The sequence below is a fragment of the Nitrosomonas sp. genome, from assembly GCF_020852615.1.
Classification (GTDB): Bacteria; Pseudomonadota; Gammaproteobacteria; order Burkholderiales; family Nitrosomonadaceae; genus Nitrosomonas.
The window spans coordinates 1-19,618 of the sequence record NZ_JADZAJ010000030.1; the positions used below are offsets into that span (position 1 = coordinate 1).

Genomic DNA, 19,618 nt, shown 5'->3' on the forward strand with positions numbered 1-19,618 from the left:
CTTCTACAACCGCACCCGCAAACAGGCACGACTTGGTTATCTGTCGCCTGCTGCTTTCAGCCAACAATACTATGCAAAACAGATGACCGCTTAACCCGTTGGACTCTGTGATTGACGACCTACCTCATGTCGTCGCGGAAGCGCGTTCCGTCAGCCTGGAGCACCGGCACCAGGTCTTCCGCGCCGGAAAGGATGAAGACGTCGGAATCGACCGCGTCAAGGTACTGCGGAAGACCTTTATCGGTCTTGCGCGTGATCGACGGCAGCGACAGGCTCCAGCCGAAGCCAAACGGGCCATTGCCGCTCCCACTGTCGTAGCTGAGGGCGAGTTGCGGACCAAAACCCGAACGCCCCGGGCTGGTGGCAATGGGTATTGTCATGGAGCCCGTGCCAGTGACCGGGTTAGCGGCGAATTTTTCTCCTATGCCGTGGATCGCACCACCACCTTTGGGTAGGTTTATCTGCGGAGGTGAAGACAAAGGTGAGATACCCTTTGGCGCCGCACTACCTTTATCAGTCCCTTTACTGGTTTGCTCTTCTTCTTTACCCATTAGCCTTACGCCATGTTTGATTAGAATTAACCCGTTACTAATTCCATTTTTATGCGCTCTGCAAGAAATATCATCATATGAACATACGGTATCAGGGTGACCTGCTCCATTTCGATAGTGTTTCTAATGAAGGCAAGTTACACCCCTTTGGCATATTTTTGACTGGATCAATAAATCGATCTACTACTGAGCGCTACAAAGAATGATACTGAGCGCTACTATTTCCATTATTGATTTGCAGATCGTCGGGCCAGATTCCGAACTTCCGAAGGAGTGAGGTTGAATCGCTGTTTGAAAGCGCGGTTGAACCAGGAGAGGTTGTTGAAACCCATATCAAACGCCAATGTGCTGATACAGCAATCACTGTATGCGGGGTTGCATAAATGCTGATAAGCATGTTCAAGGCGTAAGTTGGTTACGTAATCGGCAAAGGTGGTTTCCTCGCAGTGAAACAGAGTGCGGATATACTGGGGCGATATACCCTGACGCCGGGCAACCTGGGTGATAGACAATTCACTTTCGGCGATATGTTCCAGGATGTCATGCTTGACTGCCTCGAATCGTGCTGCACGCAAGCCACATTTACTCGTAACTTGTGTTTCTTCCTGTTTCGGGCCAAGCAGCAGCGTGACCAGATCCTGTATTTGTGTGGAAACCAGTACAGTAAGATCGGGAGACAGGTTATCCCCTACTTGTATCAGCATTTTTGTATAGCCAATCAGCAGGTGCAACGCCGGGATGGATGTGCTGCTGATTTTCCTGATCAGACAGTCATCTGGTGGATTAGAGGGTTGGAGAGCAGTCAGTGCGGCAGGTATATCGATAATTGCAATGGGTACTACATTGGCAATGTGTATCTGATGAATCAGGATAGCCAGCACCAGTAAAGCGTCTTCAGGCTGACAACAGACAGGGTCGCCACTACTCTGCTCGTTAAGGACTGTCATTTCGTTGAACGGCACTAACAGCATCAAGCTGGCGTTATTGCTATCAGCAGTATGAACAGGTTGAGGCAGGCATGACATCGCAGTTGCCACACAGATTCTGAGATTCTGTAACAGTTGCCGACATCCACCTGTAAAAGAAAATTTATCCGGATAGGATTGAGTATCCATGTCAGCAGTCGCGGTGTGATCCTCCCGGAATGCAGAGACACACTCATTTTTAGGATAATCACAGAAGAAAGATTTCAACCGGCCCATATCAACACCTCATTCACTTCGATATTGATCCTGCCCTGCATAGCCTGTGCTGCCAGAATATTTATTGTTGTGTCATGACATCGTTCAGGCCCGCTTTTTTTATTATCCTGTTTTCATACCACGAATTGCGGTGCCCGATACCATGCTTTTATCAGGAAACTATGAAATTTATCAGAGCCATGGCAGGCCCTGATCAATTTTCTTACTGCACCGGGTTACGTTGCTGCGGGGTTAATCCAGCTGCCCATCTGGCTGGCAGGGTTTGCACCCAGCCGTTATAAACATTGGGCAATGCCACTACACCCTGACCACCAAAACCAGGGTTACTGCTAACGGTGTCATCTCTGGCCACGTTGTTACCGGCTGCCAATACTACTGCACCGGCCACTTCAGCATCACTTAAATCACCGTCTCCATTGGGATCAGGGTCAACCACGATCAGCCGGTTGGAGAACTTGCTGGTAACGTAGGCATAGTACCCGCCTCCCTTTTTGGCACCAAAGTTGGCGCCATGACTGCCGGGATCACCCGGAAGGGTTTTAACGATGGTATCGGTTCTCGTATCGATTATTACGATCTGTCCACCGTAAGAAGCGGTCACCATCACTTTGCCATCCGGTGATACCGGTGACTGGATCGGCAACATTCCGATTGGCCCGGTAACCTCCCCGGTTATCGGATTGTAGTGCTCAAGCAGGTTGATGTTTTTCAGGAAACTGCCATTGCCATCCATTACCGTCACTGTGCTGTGCAGCAAATTGGCTGCATACACTTTGCTGGCATCTGGCAGCATACCAATAGCGATCGGGTGTGCACCCGGCATAACATCGCCGGTTCCGGTCTGCCCAGTTTCTGTCCGCGCGATGATTTCACCCGTTCTAACATCATAAAACCCGGCATCATGCGTATTGATATTGGGTGTAACAATGCGCGAGCCATCGGATGAAATCCAGTGACCATGCGGGCTGGCGGCTGCCTGCCCGTGTTCCTGGGTGGGCAGCGCATAATTGACCTGCGTTGTGCCCCTGGGGATGATCACCACACTGTTTTCACCGTTAATGGCTACCGTCACATCATCAGTATTGGGCAGTGTCATCACATGCGAGGGTGAATCTCCCACGCGGATGTTTTTGATCATCTTGCCTGTTTTCTGATCAATTAAGGTCAGTTTGGTATCAAACCACTGGGTTGCGTAAACAACCGAATGATCACGATTGGGCCACATGTTATGTGGGTTGTTCATGTTGATCTGTGGTAGCGCAATTTTACGTTTGAGCATCCAGTTGCTGGCATCCACCACCGTGATCGTACCTGGCTTGGTTTTACCGGCAGTTTTCTCAAATTGCGTATCCACCCATACTTCGCCCACACCCGGGACAGCGGGAACGGGTAATGGCTGCAGGCTGATATTGTTGCCGTATCGGCTATTCAACACGCCCGGCAGTGATACCTTACCGGCATCGACAACCACATCCACATTGGGATATTCAAGTGTCCAGGGTTTGGATGACGTAAAGTTCTGCCAGTTTTCCGGTACCGTCGTAATAAAGAAGGTCTGCAACAGACGAGTGGCAAGGTCGCTACTGGTTGGCAGATCCTTGACGCCTGATACCAGATCAATGGTTTCTCCCAGATCCAGCCCATCGGTCGCCGGATCATCCACGATGACAGCAGCGAACATAAACGGATGAACCTTACAGGTAAACACATAGAGGCCAGGCACATTGAGTTTGAGGATACCGCCTCCCCGATAGGCTTTGCCTTCATCGAACGGGATCATGAAGTGATCACCGCCATGGTCGTTATGGCCTGCTTTGCTGGGCCACAACAGGCTGGTCACGGTGTGCACTCCTTCAGTATCCGACATTACAAAATGAACACTGCTGCCAGGTGGGATAATTTCCAGTGATCTGGTTTTAGTTACCGGGCTAAGTGCATCTCCGCGGGCACTTCTAAACCAGGTGGCAGGTTCATCCGAAACAATGAATGTCACCAGCCCCGGTTTATCACTGTTATTGCCAAAAATGGCACCACTGGGAGATGCGCCCGCCACACTGTCAGCAGGTTGTCCCGAATCGCGTTCTACCACGTGGATACGGCCATTCATACCTGATTTCATGTGCGCCATCAGATGGCAGTGATATTGCCAGACGCCCGGTCCGACACCTGTTCCAGCCTTGATGATAAAGCTGTGGCTGTTATTGGCGTCATTGAGCTGATGGGTATCAATGATATGCGGTGCAACTCCCTGTCCGGTACCGGGTTCTATCCAGCGATGCGCATGCAGATGGAAAGTATGCCCCGGGCCAACTGCAAGCACATGAAAACGGACGAGATCATTCATGTACATACCGGGTTCAGGGTTGGTCCAGAGTGGTTTCTGTACACCATCATGATTGATTTCTGTTCCCCAGAAGGTAGAACCCACCATGAACAGCACAAACTCCCTGGCCAGTTGGTCGTGCCCGGCTGCAACAATTTTGCCATCACCATCGACATAGCTCTGGACAGCGCCATTGGGATCATCCACCACAATTGCGCCAAACAGACCTGTCATCGGGTTGCGCTCATCCTGGTAAGCAAATGTTCCCGGCTGAGTCGCGCTCAGCAGATAGGTTTTGCTCTGCCCAGGAGCCGCAGGTGCCCCACTGCCGGATGCAAGGCCAGGCGTTTTCAGGCTGACGGGAGCTTTGGTGTTATTCGTCAATTGAATCTTGATCCGATCCCCTCTTTTGACAAACAGAGTCGGCCCCGGAATGGTCGCCTCGGCAGGATAACCGGAAACATCGCCGCCTTTACCGCTATGACTGATCATTTTGAACGCGGGCTGGCCGTTTGGCAGAATCTCTGCCGAGAGCTGGATATTATGCGTGGCCGCCAGTATCCAGGCTGGAAACAGGCAACTGATCGCAAACAGGATCAGCTTTGCCGGGTAGTGCTTTACATTATTGGATTTCATGTTTAATTCCCTTTAATTTGAAAAACAGTCTGCTATGCCAGGTGTTACCTGCTCACAAAGAAGTTACCCCGCATACCCAGCAGCCAGCTGGAAAAGGCAACATCCTGGTATTGCGAAGAGTGCGTGGCCTTGACTGTAAAGACGTGTTTCTCAAGCGGGCCTATAACTTTTTCACGGATTTTAAAGCGCGTGCCCGGATCAACCCATTCATAACCAGGCAATCTGAACTGATGAAAATTGGTACCCAGGGCAATCAGATGAAACCTGACATTGGTATTCTGTTTTGCAGTGAGGGTGGGGTTGGATCCCATTGCGGTCTGTTTGCCGGTAGCATTGTTGATTTCAATTCCCCAGAAAGCATCATCCCCTATGTAAAAAACATATTCCCTGGCAACACCATCCTGTTCAGGTGCGTTTGCCGGCTTAACAATGAGCGTGCCAAACAGCCCCTTATCTTCCGCGCCATTGTGGGTTTCCATGTTGTGGTCATGGTACGGCCATGTGCCAGCTGTACCCGGTGCGGCATTCCAGCGGTATTTGTAAGACAGATACGGTTGAGCAGTAGCACTTTCATCTTTGTAAGCATTGATATATTTCAGCGTGCCGTCACTCTCGATGTCGTAGTGCACCCCATGCACATGAAGGCTCACGTGATTATGGAAAGGCGTATCCGGTGCAAATTTGTGAAAAAGCTCGATCTCGGCAACATCCCCTTCTTTCAGAACAATAACCGGCCCCGGAACGGTTGCCTTGCTTGTCTCATAGCGGCTGGTAATGTCTGTTTCAGTGCCGTTTGGCTGCCTGATAATGTGCTGGAACATCCGGTATCCGTAAAATCCACCGGGTAATTTCTCGGCGAACATCTGGATACTGTGAAGATTGCCCGCATTGGCAAACGATCCGGATAACATCAGCCACAAAATAAAACAGCCCGTCAACACACTTGTTATTGACAGGCTGGTGTTGTGCGGTGTTTTCTTCCAGGGCACTGGATCATTCCCCTTTGCGGATAATCCGCAATAAAAATCAACTCCCATTTTTTGCTTCTCCTCGTATTTTTTACTGTTTTTTTGAATCGTTGCCTAACGCCCTGTCTGATTGGGGGCTACCCTGCAACGGGTTTTATTTCAGCGTATCTCGCGAGGAATGTCATCGTATGAACATACGATATTGAGGTGTTATCGATGTGGTTTGCATACCGTGGGAGGAAGATAATCATGGAAATTGATCTGGGCCGGGTATTTATCGTTAGCAGAATTCAAACAACACTATGCAAATTTTGCCGTTGCTTGAACACGTGGACTCTATATTTGGGGATTGCGGAAAATCAGGATGGCAGCTAGTGGTTAGAGGAAAAGTCTGGTACTTGCTTACTCCAAAAACGTGAAAGATAACTTAACCAGCGCGGAAAAGGTTGAGCTGAAAAACTGAGAAAATTACTCAAAGACGAGGTTTGAAATGAGTGGTTTCAATGAATTAAACGCTTCTCTTCAGGAAGTTGCCAATATCAAACAGGGTATGAAATCACCGTCTCGTGTGACTCGCTTTGAAGTCCCCGATGTAAAGGCACTGCATCAATTTGCTCGTGTCCTGGTTCATTCTGCAAATAAGCCAGCAGCGCCGAGGCATCCAGCACAACAGTCATTTTTCAGCTTCTTCGCGCCGCTCAGTGATCAATTTGTCAGCCAGACTGATGGATTTGGGGATATGGGCAAAACAGTTTTTAAGGCGTTTTTTGATTGTTTCAGCTTTTTCCAACACAAGACCGGCCATTTTCAATACGAGCAATCAGGTGGTCACCGGATTCAAGCCTCAGTGCCTGCCGGAAAGCTGCGGGAATATCCAGCTATTCGCAAAAGCGTGTTTCATTCTTGACTTTGGTGGCATAAGATCCCTCAATTGAAAATCGTAAAAACATATTGAAGAGATGCCATTATGATCCAGATCAGTCAGGAGTCGCTGAAGCTGTTTGCCAGTAAGTACATCTGGTGGAAAACGCCAGAAGAAGCGGTAGTCATGCCCGAGCGGGTGATTGCTCAAGTTATGAACATCGGTGACTACTCTGACGTTCAGGCCCTTGTCTCGCAAGTAGGCGATGAGGTACTTCGCGAAATCGTTATGCACGCAGAAGCAGGTCAGTTCAACGCGCGCTCCTGGGCGTATTGGCACTATCGCCTGGGGTTGGCGAGTGGGGATGATGTGCCGGCTTTGCCTGTACGAAAGTTGACATGACCGGCAAGTTCAAACCTTGCATGGATATATTGCCTTCTGCCCAGAAGCGCTTGTGGCCGCAGCTTGGCAATGCCCCGAAGCTCGGGTTCACGCTGTATGGGGGCACCGCCATTGCACTCCGGCTGGGGCACCGGGAGTCTGTTGATTTCGATTTTTTCTCAGAAAAACCACTTGATAGGGATGCCATCAGGGCAGCTTTTCTGTTCATGGCGCAGTCCACGACCCTGCAAGATCAAAACAATACGTGGGTGGTGCTTATCTCCTATGAAAATCCAGGGCGGGAGCACGTGAAAGTCTCATTCTTCGGTACTATTGCTTTCGGGCGGATGGGCGAGCCGGACTTGACCGATGACGGTGTTTTGCTGGTGGCGTCTTTTGATGATCTGATGGCCACCAAGGTCAAGGTCGTGCTCCAGCACGCGGAGGCCAAGGACTATCGCGATGTCGCCGCAATGGTCAACGCTGGTGTGAGCCTATCTCGCGGACTTGCATCGGCTCGTGAGTTGTATGGACCGAACTTTCAGCCCAGCGAGAGCTTGAAAGCACTGGTTTATTTCAATGACGGTGATTTGAAAGCACTGACTACTGATGAGAAAACTACGCTGATCGAAGCTGTAAAAAGGGTGCGCGATCTGCCTGACGTGACGCTGAGATCGAAGTCTTTGAGCGTCCTGAGTTGAAAAGATCTGTCTTACCATGACCAGTTATCGGGTGCTCCCTATTTCGGCTTCTGTTTTTTTCAAATCACCTCTTTGAGACAGGCAGGGCAATCCCCCCAAATGGTTTGATCAACCAAGCGGATATCTATTGTGACAGAAGGGAGTTTTCGGAGTGGTTATCTTTACTTATTGGCTTTGGCCGTAGGGTCGTCGTACCATTTAAAATATGCTAGTGCACCATCTCTCCCAGATTGAATTAGTTCTTTTTTCCTAGTTTCCGATAGATCAAAATCAGTTGTAGCTACACCCAGAGTATCAATATAAATTGTTCGTGACCAATCATCGTTATGGAGGTGCGTACTTTGCTGTGCTTCTAATACTGTATTAACTAGTGCCCATGTATAGTCGAAGAAATTATTTATATCCTTTTTTACGGGCTCTGCATGATCACGAAAGACTGCAATTTCGTCTTTCGTGTCTAACCGAAAGCCCAATGTTTCTTTGTTATACACATAAGAGGATACCGGTCTCTCAGCATTTTCTAGCTGTAAGTTAATTTTGTTGTAGTATTCTGTTTGTTTATAATTTCCAGATCTAAGGTACTTCTCCCTGTCAAACAGTTTGATCGGAAAATTATCTAATACCCCTCCGTCGACGTAGACATCTCCTCTGGCACTTTGCTTCGCCGCAAAAAAAAGAGGAATGGACATTGATATTCTTACCGCGTCGGCAATACAGCATCTTGGCGTATGCTCTGCGGAGAAAACCTCTGAAAACAAGGTTGATAAATTAGTCCCCATGAAATACAAGGATTTGAATCCGTATTTTGTTTTCATTGCTTCGATATCAGCAAATGTTGTCTCAGAATTTCCTGCTTTCTCTTTTATCAGTTTTCCAATCCAATTCCTGAAATAGTCACCTTTATACCAGCCAAACTGTTTAATTAGTCGGTCTGTATCACGAACTATGCCCCACGAATCATCCATGAATTTGTTGAAATCAAGTGAACCAAGAATATCCATTGTTTCTTCCAAGGTAAAACCAAGACCAAGCAATATCGCGTTAATCGCTCCAGCAGATGTTCCTCCAATCCGTTCGATACTGGAAATAATATTTTTTTCCTCCAACACACCCAAGGCACCAACATAAGCAATTCCTTTTACACCACCACCTTCAAATACAAGATTTCGAAATTCATATGCCACGACTATTTCTCCTTGTCTATAAATCTAGTGTGAAAGGTCAAAGGCACTACGTGGTTTTATCGCGCAACGCCCCCTGTATTACCAAGTCAAACTTTTAATGACCACAGAAAGTAGATTGCAGTCGCCATCGTTCCAAAGGAGATAACCCACATAATGATAGGACCGGAAGCCCCTTGGAATCTTAATTTCAATACTTCTATTTCAATCTTCCCATCCGTGATCTTGAGAAGAAGAACATTGCAGAAAGAAGCAAGAGCTGCGAGTGGCAGAAGGAGCATGGCCGGAGCATGCTCCTTCATCAGCTGGATGATCCAACTATTCTGATCACAGAATAAATTTAAGGCTATGTATGCGAGAAACAAACCCCAAAACATTACCGATCCAATTAGCGTCGCCCAGACGACAAACTTTTTTGCTTGACTTTCGTTTTCTACAGGTTTGATTTCGCTCATTTCTCCCTCATTACAGTAATTGTAGAAAGCCTAACTGATTGGCATATCAACGATACTCTTATGATAATTCGCGCTATAAATAAGATAATGGATACCGTTTATACAATCGCCTCCCAAATAGCAGCCTAACTTACTCATATGTCGTCTTATTTGATAATTTGCGGCTTATATTTCAAGTAAACGCTGTTACAGATAACTCGATCAAAATCAAGGTTTCCGATACTACCTAATTTTTTGCGCTGTTCCCAAGCGGGAGTGCCATCTTGATAACCCTTGTGTTTGTACCACCACACGAATCCCGCATTATCAATGGCGTAGATAACTCCTTCCCCAATAGAAAATACATTGGAAAAATTATTCCAACCTGAGCCAACTTCTTGTGGCTGCTCCCAGTTGTTGCTTCCATCCTGATAGCCTTTATGTTTGTACCAGAAAAGTCTGCCGTCATCTTTAATCAAATAGATAATACCGTTGCATCCAGAAAAAACACGCTGAAAACCCTCAACCCAGCCATTTCCGACAGGCTTGGGTACCCCCCCATTAGCCCAAGAGCGCGTCCCATCCCAAGCCCCATCGTGGCGATACCAAAGAAGCTGTCCATTTCGCCTTACGGCATAGATGATCGGTTTTTGGCGTAGAATTTTTGGAACTAGACCTGTATATGATTCATTTCCTGTGTCACAAAATATGCCGAGACAGATTTCTGGTTTTGAATTCAAATCACCGATATACCAGCCATCGCCTACATCATATGGACCGCTCAAGCTGGCAGCTCCATTCGCATTTCCGCGATGGTTATACAACTGTAATTTGCCATCTTTTCCAATGACATATATCAATCCATTGCCACCCGGTACACATGGCTGGTATCTATCAAACCAACCCAACCAATCCGTTTTGATTAAGCGTGGGCCATTCCATGAAGGGCTTCCGTCATCGTAACCTTTATGTTGACGCCAACATAAGTCATCACTCCAGACACCAAGGCCACCGCCTGGAGGAACCGGTTTACTGTTGGAGCAAACTGTATAAATTGTGTTATCAAATTGATCTACCACTTTAAATATATCGCCTGGTTTAAAATTTCCCATCCCAATTCCTTTAAACAGGTTCTTAAAAACTACCCTGAAACAGCTTTTATTTCAATATATCTCGGGAGGAATGTCATCATATGAACATACGATGCTGGAATGTTATTGATGCAGCTTGCATGTCATGGAGAAGGGTGATTTTTAGAATAAAATCGTATAAAAATGAGTGGGGTAGCGCGTAATTTATTGCGAATTATTTGTTGATTTCCCTTTCCCCAATCTGTTCAACTACAGTACTTTTTTAAAGAAATAGCTTCGATAAATCGGGGTGACTGAATTGCTGCTGGCATATAATGCTGGAATCAGTTAAGGATGTTTGCCGGATAATTTTCTGTACAGGGGTTACGGGTATCCGTATGGTGATCAGGCTGGAGCAATTCTCGGAATTTACAAGCTGTATTTACGATGCGGCCGTTGGGGTAAGTACCTGGGAAGAAGTGCTGGATAAACTGGTTGCTATGTGTGGCGGAACTGCAGCGGGCATGCTCCTTACAGAACCGGGACTCAGCCGCATCGTTGCAACCAGTACGACGGCTAATCCGGAGGCGGTAAACAGCTATAACGACTACTACAGCCGTCTGGATGACATGGCGGTTATCATCCACCGGTCTGAGCCTGGGACGATGCTCTGCAGCCGCCAGGTCACGCCACCCCCGGCCATCCGCCATTCGAGATTTTTCAATGAATGGATCAGCACCTGGGTAAATTCCCGGGAGAGAGGCGACTGTATCGCTACTAATCTGGTGCAGCATAAAAACAGCACCAACTGGCTCACCATCACTTCTCCGTTGCGCAAGCGGTCATTCGCGACTACTGAAAGATACAGGCTCATACAGCGACTCCTGCCACATTTTCGGCAATCACTCCAGATTCAGAAAAGGCTGGGAGAATTACAGCTCAGACAGTACGGCACACTGGAAATACTTGCCAGACTGGCCTATGGCGCAGTATTACTTTCCCAGAGCGGTCGTGTTGTTTTTATCAACCCGGCAGCAGAAACCCTACTCAGATTATCCGATGGGTTATCTGCTGATAAAACGGGGTATCTTCATACCTGCCTGATAAATGAAAGCCTGAAACTGAAAAGAATGATTGGTGCAGCCTGTCAGAAAAATCATGATGGATTGCGGTCAGGGGGAAATATGCTGATTTCGCGGCCATCCTGCAAACGGGCCTTTCTTGTGCATACCTTACCGCTGGGCAATGAATTACCTGATCTGACTGATTCATCTGTCAGCGCAATGCTGCTGATCGTTGATCCGGAAAATGCACCTGAACCACTCCCTGCTACCCTGCATAATCTTTTTGATCTGACTGCAGCAGAAGCGAAGGTGGCACTCCAGGTCATAAAGGACGAAAAACTTCAGGATGTTGCGGACAGGCTGTCAATCTCGCTTTCAACCGTGCGCACCCATCTGCAGCATGTATTCGAAAAAACAGGTACACATCGACAGGCTGATCTGGCCAGGTTATTGCTGACGCTGCATGCCGGGATCGATATCGATACAAATCTGAAATAATATTCCCCAGCAGCTATATCAGGTTCATTCTGCCAGCATAAACTGCTGATGTATAACAAGAACATGACGGCCAGCCTACAACATCCGGAACGCCAATGCGGCGATGAATGTGGGGATTGTTGCAGTCAGCAGCAGTCTGAGCGGGTGCACAGTTTCATCATCAAAATGATCACGCAGAATGGCAATACCCGCCGGATTTGGTGCATTGGCGATGACGGTTAAACCACCTCCTGTCACTGCACCACTGACAAGCGCATATTTGAGGTTATCGGATAACCCTTCAACCAGAGAGCCCAGATAGGTCAGTGCCGCGTTGTCAGTCACGGCTGTTAACAGGGTTGCGCCGAGGAACATCTGCTCACTGGACATGCTAATCAATAGTGGCTGCAGCCACCATTGCTGCTGGCCACCCAGCACCACCAGCCCGGCCAGAAAAAAAGCAACCAGTAGCCCTTCGCGCAGGAGCAGACGATCCTGATAATGCTGATAGGCGTGAGCAATTCCCAGAAAGAAGAGGAATAACCCCATAAATATTGTCGGATGATGGGAAAACACCACTACCCCGATAAGAAATGTCAGGTGTATGCCTGTCAGGACAGGCGGCACCGTATCACTGCGGCTCAATTCCATCCGAGGCAGCAGCTTCAGTTCCTCGCGGAACAGTAACGTTGCACCCAAGGCATTCACTCCTACGGCGATAACTGCTTTCCAGCCGAATGTTGACAGCATGAATGCGCTATCCCAGCTCCACTTTCCAGCCACCATCAATACCGGCGGCGCGGCAAAATGGGTCAGCGTGCCGCCAATGGAAACATTGACGAACAATACAGCCAGCGTGGCGTATTTCATGTGAGCAGAAATACCTTTTCCGAAGAAATGGTCTGCCAAAATAAGTGCGGCCAGTGTCATGGCCGCCGGCTCGGTAATGAATGACCCCAGCAGAGGAACCAGCGACAGCACGGCAAAGTAGAACCGCATGCTGTCTGGCAAAGGAAGGATACGGGCAGCCAGATGTACCGCAGTCGTCGCTATCTGCAGGATCGGGCGCGTACCGGCAATCACCATGATGGCAAACACGAACATCGGCTCGGTAAAATTGCATGAATCGATGTAACGTACTGCCGCTTCTTCACCCGCGGTAATGAACAGCGTGATAACCAGTATCAGTGCCCAGAAGCCGAATACGACTTCCACTTCCCCCAGCAGGTGCCACAATCCGGCATGTGCCGGCTGGATACGCGCCAGCCGGTTGAAAAACCCGATGCTGAACGTATGCAGGATGGCCAGTGCAAACAGCACTGCGCCAGCCAGCTCAGCTGCAGCCGGCATTCCCGCCCTGTATCAGAGTACTACACACCCTGTTTCAGGCTGGCTTCGATGAATGTATCCAGATCCCCGTCGAGCACGGCCTGGGTATTACCGATCTCGATATTGGTGCGCAGATCCTTGATGCGGGACTGATCCAGCACATAGGAGCGGATCTGGTGACCCCAGCCGATGTCGGTTTTGGAATCTTCGATCGCCTGTTTGGTTTCGTTGCGTTTTCTCAGCTCGGCTTCATACAATCTGGATTTCAGCACGGTCATGGCATCAGCACGGTTGCGGTGCTGAGAGCGGCCGCTCTGGCACTGTACGACGATGCCGCTTGGAAGGTGCGTGATCCGCACAGCTGAATCCGTTTTGTTGATGTGCTGACCGCCCGCACCGGAAGCACGGAAGGTATCCACCCGCAGATCGGCTGGATTAATATCGATTTCGATACTGTCATCCACTTCCGGATAGACAAACACGCTGGCGAAAGAAGTATGCCGGCGATTGCCGGAATCAAATGGCGATTTGCGCACCAGCCGATGGACACCGGTTTCTGTCCGCAGATAGCCGTAGGCATATTCACCGCTTACCTTGATGGTTGCGCTCTTGATACCAGCCACATCACCGGGGGATTCTTCCAGCAGCTCCACTCCCAGGCCGCGCCGTTCGCAGTAGCGCAGATACATCCGTTCCAGCATCGATGCCCAGTCCTGCGCTTCTGTTCCACCTGAACCGGACTGAATATCAATGAAACAGTTGTTCGGGTCCATCGGGTCGGAAAACATCCGGCGAAATTCCATTCCGGCCAGTGTTCCGTCGAGTGCTGCGACATCACCGGCAATACTTTGCAGGGTGTCATCATCGTTTTCTTCCTGGGCAATCTGCAGCAGCTCATCAGTATCACGCAGCTGACGATCCACGGATTGCAGGGTATGTACAATATTTTCGAGGGATTTTTTTTCGCGCCCCAGTTCCTGAGCGCGGTCAGGGTCATTCCAGATGGCAGGGTCTTCAGACTGGCGTTCGAGCTCCGTCAGCCGCATTTGCTTGGCATCGAAGTCAAAGATACCTCCGTAAATCAAGATTTCTTTGCTTCATGCTTTCCAGCTGGCCGGTTATTGCATTGATCTGTTCTGCTTCCATGGTGATCCCTGTGAGTTATCCAAAATCCGGATTATACAATAGCCATACAACCCGCCATGGCTGCCCTGCCCCCGCCTTCGCTCCGTTTTTAAGATCAATGCCTGATCAGGCGTTCAATATGGTGCAGCAGTTCATCTTCCTGATAGGGTTTACCCATGAATTCAGCCACACCGAGCTCGGCAGCCACCTTGCGATGCTTATCCGCAGTGCGTGAGGAAATGATGATAATCGGCAGCTGCTGCAGCTGCGGGTTGTTGCGCACGGCCCGAATCAGCTCAAAACCATCCATATGCGGCATTTCGATATCCACCAGCATAATGGCAGGTACAGTTTCACGCAGTAACTGCAGCGCACTCACCCCATCTTTGGCAACCAGGATTTCGTAGCCCTGCCGCTCCAGCAGGCGGCTGGTGACCTTACGTACTGTCAGTGAATCATCGACGATCATTACGACCGGCGCCGTTGCGGAAGAAAGTGTATCTGCTGATTCAGGTGAAGTCGGGCCGGAAGCCAGCAATTCCCTAACCCGTTCACGCTGCAGCAGTCTGAGCGGATCAATGATCAGCACCACACTGCCATCCCCGGTAATGGTGGCACCTTCAATCCCCGGTGCTCCGGCCAGCTGGGCCCCTGCATTCTTGACAACCACTTCGCACTGACCGGCCAGTGCATCCGCATGAATCGCCAGCCGCTCATGCCCGGCCTGCAGCAATATGATACGGTTATGGCGACGGATCTCAGGAAAACCATGCGGCACATCCAGCAGGTGTGGCAGGTAGACCAGCGGAAAACGCTGATCATTCCATATCAGATGATGTTCCTGATACGCTGTGCCAAGGGCTGCAGCATTCATCTCCAGCACATGCGCCACAATTGCTGCCGGAATGGCATAGGTATTCTCAGCAGCTTTCACCATGAGTGCTTGCGTTACGGCCAGTGTGACCGGCAGGCGCAGCGTAAAGGTAACTCCCCGGTTTTTTTCCGAATCGACCGTAATGCTGCCACCGATCCCGCCCAGCTCATTTCTGACGATATCCAGACCCACTCCCCGTCCGGCAATGTCCGTCACATCATCAAATGTGGTTAATCCATGGGTAAAAATCAGCGGATACCACTGTTTATCTTCCTGTGCATTCTCCGGATCGCTTAATCCAAGCTGGCGCGCTTTGTCGCGGATACGCCCGACATCCAGTCCGGCACCATCATCCCGCAGCACCATAACAATCTCATTGCCTTCCTGACGCAGATCCAGCGTAATCCGGCCGGCTTCCGCCTTGCCGGCGACCGTACGTTCTTCCGGTGTCTCGATACCATGCACCAGTGCATTACGCAGCAAATGTTCCAGGGGAGCGCTGATTTTATCGATCACGCTGCGATCAAATTCGATGCTGTCCCCCTGAATCGTCAGAATGGCCTGTTTGCCGGTATCTTTTGCTGCCTGCCTGACAGTACGGTAGAGACGCTCGGAATAATTTCTGAACGGGACAGTACGAATGCGCACCAGATCCTGCTGTAACCGGCGATTCAGATGAGCCTGCTGATCCACAGTCATACCGGCGGTACGCTGTACTTCGCGCAGGCTTTTGTGGATGGTGACCACGTCATCCATGCTTTCCGCCATCAGCCGGGTCAACTCCTGAAAACGGGTAAACTGATCCAGCTCCAGTGGATCAAACCCGGCCTGACCGGTTTCGGCAGACAATGTACCGGACGGGATCTGTGTTTCAGCCAGCAATTCAATTTCACGCAGCTGGCCACGCATTCGATCCACGCTTTCACCCAGATCCAGCAGGTACTGTTCCAGATCATACAGTTGTGTTTCTATCCGGGAACGAATCATGCTCGCTTCGCCCGATTCATTGATTAAACGGTCTATCAGCCCGGCATCCACACGCAAAACGGTTTTGAATGCAGCCTGTTCATTCTCCACCGGCACCGGAGAAACAGATAAATCATCAGCAGCCACTTCTGATACGGGTTGTCCGGCTGTTTCCGTCAGCGGAACGGATCGCAGCTCGGGTTGCGAAGGCTGCAGGGACAGGCGCAGCTGCCCGATATCATCCGCAATCGTGTCAAACCGGGTTTCAAGCTGATCGAGCAATGCAGCGGGTACGGTCTGTTCATAGGCAGATTCAATATCGCTTTCCATCTGATGCGCCTGCTCGCTGACCTGTAATGCACCGGCAATACGGGCACTGCCTTTCAGCGTGTGCAATGCACGCAGCACGGCTTTACGCGCTCCCGCCTGATCAGGCTGTTTACGCCATGCACGCAGATTTGAACCGATTTCAGACTGCAGTTCCTGCGCTTCTTCAAGGAAAACTTCCAGTAATTCCCGATCCATACCGGCAGATTCCGTTTTATCCGGCTGATCCGGGATAAACGCCTGTACTTCATCAACCGGCATCTGCAACAGTACCGGTGCAATTTCCTGCAGGATCTCACTGGCTGATATTTCAGCCGATCCGGATTCAGCACCTTCCGGCTCGATTGATTCCAGTTCAGCTGATTCCGTTTCAATCGGTTGAGCAGCTGCTTCTTCCAGCAGACGTGTCAGTTCATGTGTTGTCTCTTCACCTGCCTCTATTATTTCAATGGCAGGATACTGACGGTTACGGACAGATGTCACCATGACATCCAGCAGATTGACCGCTGCCGACAGATAAGACAGCACCAGCTGTTCCGGCATGCCGGAAGTCATCAGCAAACGGTTAAACCAGTGCTCCAGTATTTGTCCAATCTGCGCAATAAAACCCAGTTGCAGAGCACCTGAAGTACTGGCCAGTGTATGCGCCGCCAGCATGGATTCATGAGAAACCGACAGGATTGTATTGTTTCCGGATAATCCAAGCGCCTGCTTGAGGGCCTCAACATGATTACTGGCTTCCTGGATAAAAATCCTGAACAGCTCTGCCGGCACCTCAATATTCCCGATTTGTACCACCGTTTCAGGCACGATTTCAGGCACTTCAGCAGCGGAAGATGCAACCGGTTCAGGCTCCATGACCGGATTCATTTCCAGCTCCGGCACAGCAGACAGGGAAGATGGGGCAGTCACTGTATCACTGGCCGGCTGTTCTTCTGCACCAAACATCATCTCTCTGATCTGATCAAGCAGAGGCTGGGCGTTGATTTCCGCAGCACCATTTTTTCTCAGGCTGATACACCAGCTGCTGAACTGCCGGTGACTTTCTGCCAGCAAACTCAAAAGTGCATCCGTTGCCGGTTTTTGTTCGCTCAGCCAGCGGTTCATGAGCTGCTCGATGCGCCAGGCCACTTCACTCAGCGCTTCCAGCTTCACCATACGGCCACTGCCTTTAAGGGTGTGAAAACTGCGGCGGATAGCTGCCAGCATATCCGCATTCGTGCGGTCGCTGTAACAGGCTTCCAGATTGTCTGCAATGCTTGCCAGTACATCGACAGACTCATCAAGAAAAATAGCCAGCAATTCAGGGTCATACTGCTGATCTGTAACAGTACCGGGTACGGTTTCAGTAATAACCGGTGCCGGTCCGGCTGAAATTGCAGGAATATCTGCTGACAGGGCCTGTTCAGCCAGTTGCTGATTGAACTGATTGATGGTTGCGGCCAGGATTGCTTCGGAATCAGACTGGGAATTTCTGAGTGCTTCAATATAAAAACCAAGACCACTCAATGCATCCGCCAGCAGGGTCTGTTCGATCTGATTCAGTGGACGACCCGGCTCGGTCAGTTTTTCAACCAGCTCACGACAGGATTCAAGTAACGAACCGGCACGATCCTGCTCAAGCATGTGCAGCACACCGCTGATCTGGTTGAACAGCTCGGGTAAAGCCGCTAAATCATTGCGTATTTCCGGTTCAAAGAAGAAACGGTCAAGAATATCTTCAACCTGTGACAAGTTGGTGAGCACTTCCTGAGCAACCTGCTTAAGCAGTTTTTTCTCTTGTGCAAGATGGCCTGCCTGATCCGGACTGGGCAGATCAGGTAAATCATTATCACCGCCCCTGCCGGTAGTTACTGCACGGATGCGGGTGGCAAGTGCTTCGACCTGTGCAGGAAATTCTGCCGACAGGCGATGGAAATTATCAATCGCATTTTCAGTCAGCAGCAGAGATGAAGCGATATCCAGCGCAATCCCTTCGTTCATGCTCTCCGGGCGAATACGCAGATAGGACAGGGCACCATGTATGACGCTTGCCAGCTTTTCCAGCGGTGCGCAGTTTATCCGGGATGCCTGGGATTTGAGTCGCTCAACCAGCGTGAGCAGTGAAATCAGATTTTCAGGCGTATCAACACTGAATCTGCGCCATTGATCGTTGATGTCTTCCAGCAGGGTGCGCATACTTTGCAGATCTGCAGCTGTTGCTTCTTCCTCCAGGATGGATTCATCAAGGTGTTCCTGTTTGTCGATCGCAGACAGCGGAACCTGCCAGTCGTAAACACGCCCGAATTCCTGCAGACGTTCGCTCACCGGCTGGCTGCGTGCAATGCGATAGAGCAGTTCTCTTGCCAGACGATCCGCCACAACATGTGATTCCTTGTTCAGGTACCTGATTTCCTGTTCAATCTTTCCGCATAATTTGCGAGCGGATTTATCAGCTGCCTGCGCCTGATGGAGCAGACTGTCCAGGAACCCGGAAGAGATCCACCAGAATCTGCGCTGTTCAACGGGAGCAGGCAGTTTTTCGATTGAACGCACTGCTTCAACCATTTTCTGCAGGCTTGATCTGTCTTCTGTATCCTTTAACCAGTTCAGCAGCCCCGACTGAAATTGCGCGCGCGCCCGCCTGGCCGTTTCCTGCCGGGATAAGTCGTCCAGATCCAGCTCCACAGGCAGTAATGGCAGAGATTCACGTATTTCCGGAAAAAACAGATCACTTTCAGGAATCTCTTCCAATCCCTGCAGCTGCATGATTTTTCGATAAACCGGAAAGAGTTTGACCGGATTATCGGCTTCACCATCAATCAGCGCATCCAGATAACGATAAATAGAGCGGATAGCCTGCCGGGCAGCGGTCAATACCTGTGTATCCGGTGTGATACGCTGCTCCTTCAGGGCCGCAAGCAGCCCCTCCACGTTCTGACCGACGAACACAACACCGTTCAGCTCCAGCATTTCCAGCATGCCATTCAGCTGATGCATGTAATAGTGGCATTCCTCAATCTGCCTGGTATCGCCGGTATCTGCAGCGTAGGAATCAAAATGACGGTGGATCAGGGTAAAAATCTGCTCAATGGCTTCTCTAATCCCCATAACGGAGGAGATGCTTATCCTGGTTACAGTATTCATGATGCGGCCTTATTAGTCCTG

14 protein-coding genes are annotated in these 19,618 nt (G+C 49.9%); 4 read left to right on the forward strand and 10 right to left on the reverse strand.

Features of this window, described 5'->3' with window-relative positions; translation table 11 throughout:
- Nucleotides 1–119 precede the first annotated feature (119 nt).
- The 4 genes from IT527_RS06725 to IT527_RS06740 all read right to left on the reverse strand — a co-directional run bounded on the left by IT527_RS06725 (nt 120) and on the right by IT527_RS06740 (nt 5,701).
- Nucleotides 120–551 (reverse strand): SpvB/TcaC N-terminal domain-containing protein, encoded by a 432-nt coding sequence (locus IT527_RS06725; RefSeq protein WP_292967762.1) that lies wholly within the window; start codon nt 549–551, stop codon nt 120–122.
- 227 nt (nt 552–778) lie between these two features.
- On the reverse strand, nt 779–1,666 hold the full coding sequence (locus IT527_RS06730; RefSeq protein ID WP_292967763.1) for an AraC family transcriptional regulator: 888 nt from the start codon (nt 1,664–1,666) through the stop codon (nt 779–781).
- Nucleotides 1,667–1,955: 289 nt separating this feature from the next.
- Complete coding sequence (locus IT527_RS06735) at nt 1,956–4,712, reverse strand: multicopper oxidase domain-containing protein (RefSeq protein ID WP_292967764.1); 2,757 nt, start codon at nt 4,710–4,712, stop codon at nt 1,956–1,958.
- A gap of 44 nt (nt 4,713–4,756) precedes the next feature.
- A complete protein-coding gene (locus IT527_RS06740; protein WP_292967765.1) occupies nt 4,757–5,701 on the reverse strand; it encodes a multicopper oxidase domain-containing protein in 945 nt (314 codons plus the stop codon).
- A gap of 469 nt (nt 5,702–6,170) precedes the next feature.
- Between IT527_RS06740 and IT527_RS06745 the strand changes: the two genes are divergently transcribed.
- From IT527_RS06745 to IT527_RS06755, 3 genes are read left to right on the forward strand one after another with little or no spacing between them, the layout of a single operon-like run.
- Complete coding sequence (locus IT527_RS06745; protein WP_292967766.1) at nt 6,171–6,587, forward strand: hypothetical protein; 417 nt, start codon at nt 6,171–6,173, stop codon at nt 6,585–6,587.
- 60 nt (nt 6,588–6,647) lie between these two features.
- Entirely contained in the window at nt 6,648–6,944 is a 297-nt protein-coding gene (locus IT527_RS06750) for a hypothetical protein (protein ID WP_292967767.1), read from the forward strand.
- Nucleotides 6,941–7,624, forward strand: coding sequence for a nucleotidyl transferase AbiEii/AbiGii toxin family protein (locus IT527_RS06755; protein ID WP_292967768.1), 684 nt, complete (start codon nt 6,941–6,943; stop codon nt 7,622–7,624). The genes IT527_RS06750 and IT527_RS06755 overlap by 4 nt, the downstream gene beginning before the upstream one ends.
- Before the next feature lie 161 nt (nt 7,625–7,785).
- Here IT527_RS06755 and IT527_RS06760 read toward each other — a convergent pair whose 3' ends face one another.
- The 3 genes from IT527_RS06760 to IT527_RS06770 form a co-directional block, all read right to left on the reverse strand.
- A complete protein-coding gene (locus tag IT527_RS06760; protein ID WP_292967769.1) occupies nt 7,786–8,808 on the reverse strand; it encodes a patatin-like phospholipase family protein in 1,023 nt (340 codons plus the stop codon).
- Between the two features lie 86 nt (nt 8,809–8,894).
- Nucleotides 8,895–9,260 (reverse strand): hypothetical protein, encoded by a 366-nt coding sequence (locus tag IT527_RS06765; protein WP_292967770.1) that lies wholly within the window; start codon nt 9,258–9,260, stop codon nt 8,895–8,897.
- A gap of 146 nt (nt 9,261–9,406) precedes the next feature.
- Complete coding sequence (locus tag IT527_RS06770) at nt 9,407–10,351, reverse strand: tachylectin-related carbohydrate-binding protein (RefSeq protein ID WP_292967771.1); 945 nt, start codon at nt 10,349–10,351, stop codon at nt 9,407–9,409.
- 356 nt (nt 10,352–10,707) lie between these two features.
- On the opposite strand from IT527_RS06770, the gene IT527_RS06775 reads away from it, so the two are divergent.
- A complete protein-coding gene (locus IT527_RS06775; RefSeq protein ID WP_292967772.1) occupies nt 10,708–11,871 on the forward strand; it encodes a helix-turn-helix transcriptional regulator in 1,164 nt (387 codons plus the stop codon).
- Between the two features lie 75 nt (nt 11,872–11,946).
- Here IT527_RS06775 and IT527_RS06780 read toward each other — a convergent pair whose 3' ends face one another.
- From IT527_RS06780 to IT527_RS06790, 3 genes are all read right to left on the reverse strand, one after another.
- Nucleotides 11,947–13,200 carry a putative Na+/H+ antiporter gene (locus IT527_RS06780; RefSeq protein ID WP_292967773.1) on the reverse strand — a complete coding sequence of 418 codons (1,254 nt, stop codon included), beginning with the start codon at nt 13,198–13,200 and terminating at the stop codon, nt 11,947–11,949.
- A 20-nt stretch (nt 13,201–13,220) separates the two neighbouring features.
- Nucleotides 13,221–14,325, reverse strand: a protein-coding gene (gene prfB, locus IT527_RS06785; protein ID WP_292967774.1) for a peptide chain release factor 2 whose coding sequence is annotated in 2 segments (ribosomal slippage) — nt 13,221–14,243 and nt 14,245–14,325 — 1,104 coding nt in all. Because the reading frame shifts where the segments join, the coding sequence is not laid out codon by codon here.
- Nucleotides 14,326–14,419: 94 nt separating this feature from the next.
- Nucleotides 14,420–19,597, reverse strand: coding sequence for an Hpt domain-containing protein (locus IT527_RS06790; protein ID WP_292967775.1), 5,178 nt, complete (start codon nt 19,595–19,597; stop codon nt 14,420–14,422).
- Nucleotides 19,598–19,618 lie beyond the last annotated feature (21 nt).

Excerpts from the sequence above, each read along its gene's own strand:
- IT527_RS06770 (WP_292967771.1), bottom strand. The coding sequence starts at position 10,351 with ATGGGAAATTTTAAACCAGGCGATATATTTAAAGTGGTAGATCAATTT.
- IT527_RS06765 (WP_292967770.1), bottom strand. The coding sequence starts at position 9,260 with ATGAGCGAAATCAAACCTGTAGAAAACGAAAGTCAAGCAAAAAAGTTT.
- IT527_RS06745 (WP_292967766.1), top strand. The coding sequence starts at position 6,171 with ATGAGTGGTTTCAATGAATTAAACGCTTCTCTTCAGGAAGTTGCCAAT.
- IT527_RS06730 (WP_292967763.1), bottom strand. The coding sequence starts at position 1,666 with ATGGATACTCAATCCTATCCGGATAAATTTTCTTTTACAGGTGGATGT.
- IT527_RS06735 (WP_292967764.1), bottom strand. The coding sequence starts at position 4,712 with ATGAAATCCAATAATGTAAAGCACTACCCGGCAAAGCTGATCCTGTTT.
- IT527_RS06750 (WP_292967767.1), top strand. The coding sequence starts at position 6,648 with ATGATCCAGATCAGTCAGGAGTCGCTGAAGCTGTTTGCCAGTAAGTAC.
- IT527_RS06755 (WP_292967768.1), top strand. The coding sequence starts at position 6,941 with ATGACCGGCAAGTTCAAACCTTGCATGGATATATTGCCTTCTGCCCAG.
- IT527_RS06775 (WP_292967772.1), top strand. The coding sequence starts at position 10,708 with ATGGTGATCAGGCTGGAGCAATTCTCGGAATTTACAAGCTGTATTTAC.
- IT527_RS06790 (WP_292967775.1), bottom strand. The coding sequence starts at position 19,597 with ATGAATACTGTAACCAGGATAAGCATCTCCTCCGTTATGGGGATTAGA.
- IT527_RS06725 (WP_292967762.1), bottom strand. The coding sequence starts at position 551 with ATGGGTAAAGAAGAAGAGCAAACCAGTAAAGGGACTGATAAAGGTAGT.
- IT527_RS06780 (WP_292967773.1), bottom strand. The coding sequence starts at position 13,200 with ATGCCGGCTGCAGCTGAGCTGGCTGGCGCAGTGCTGTTTGCACTGGCC.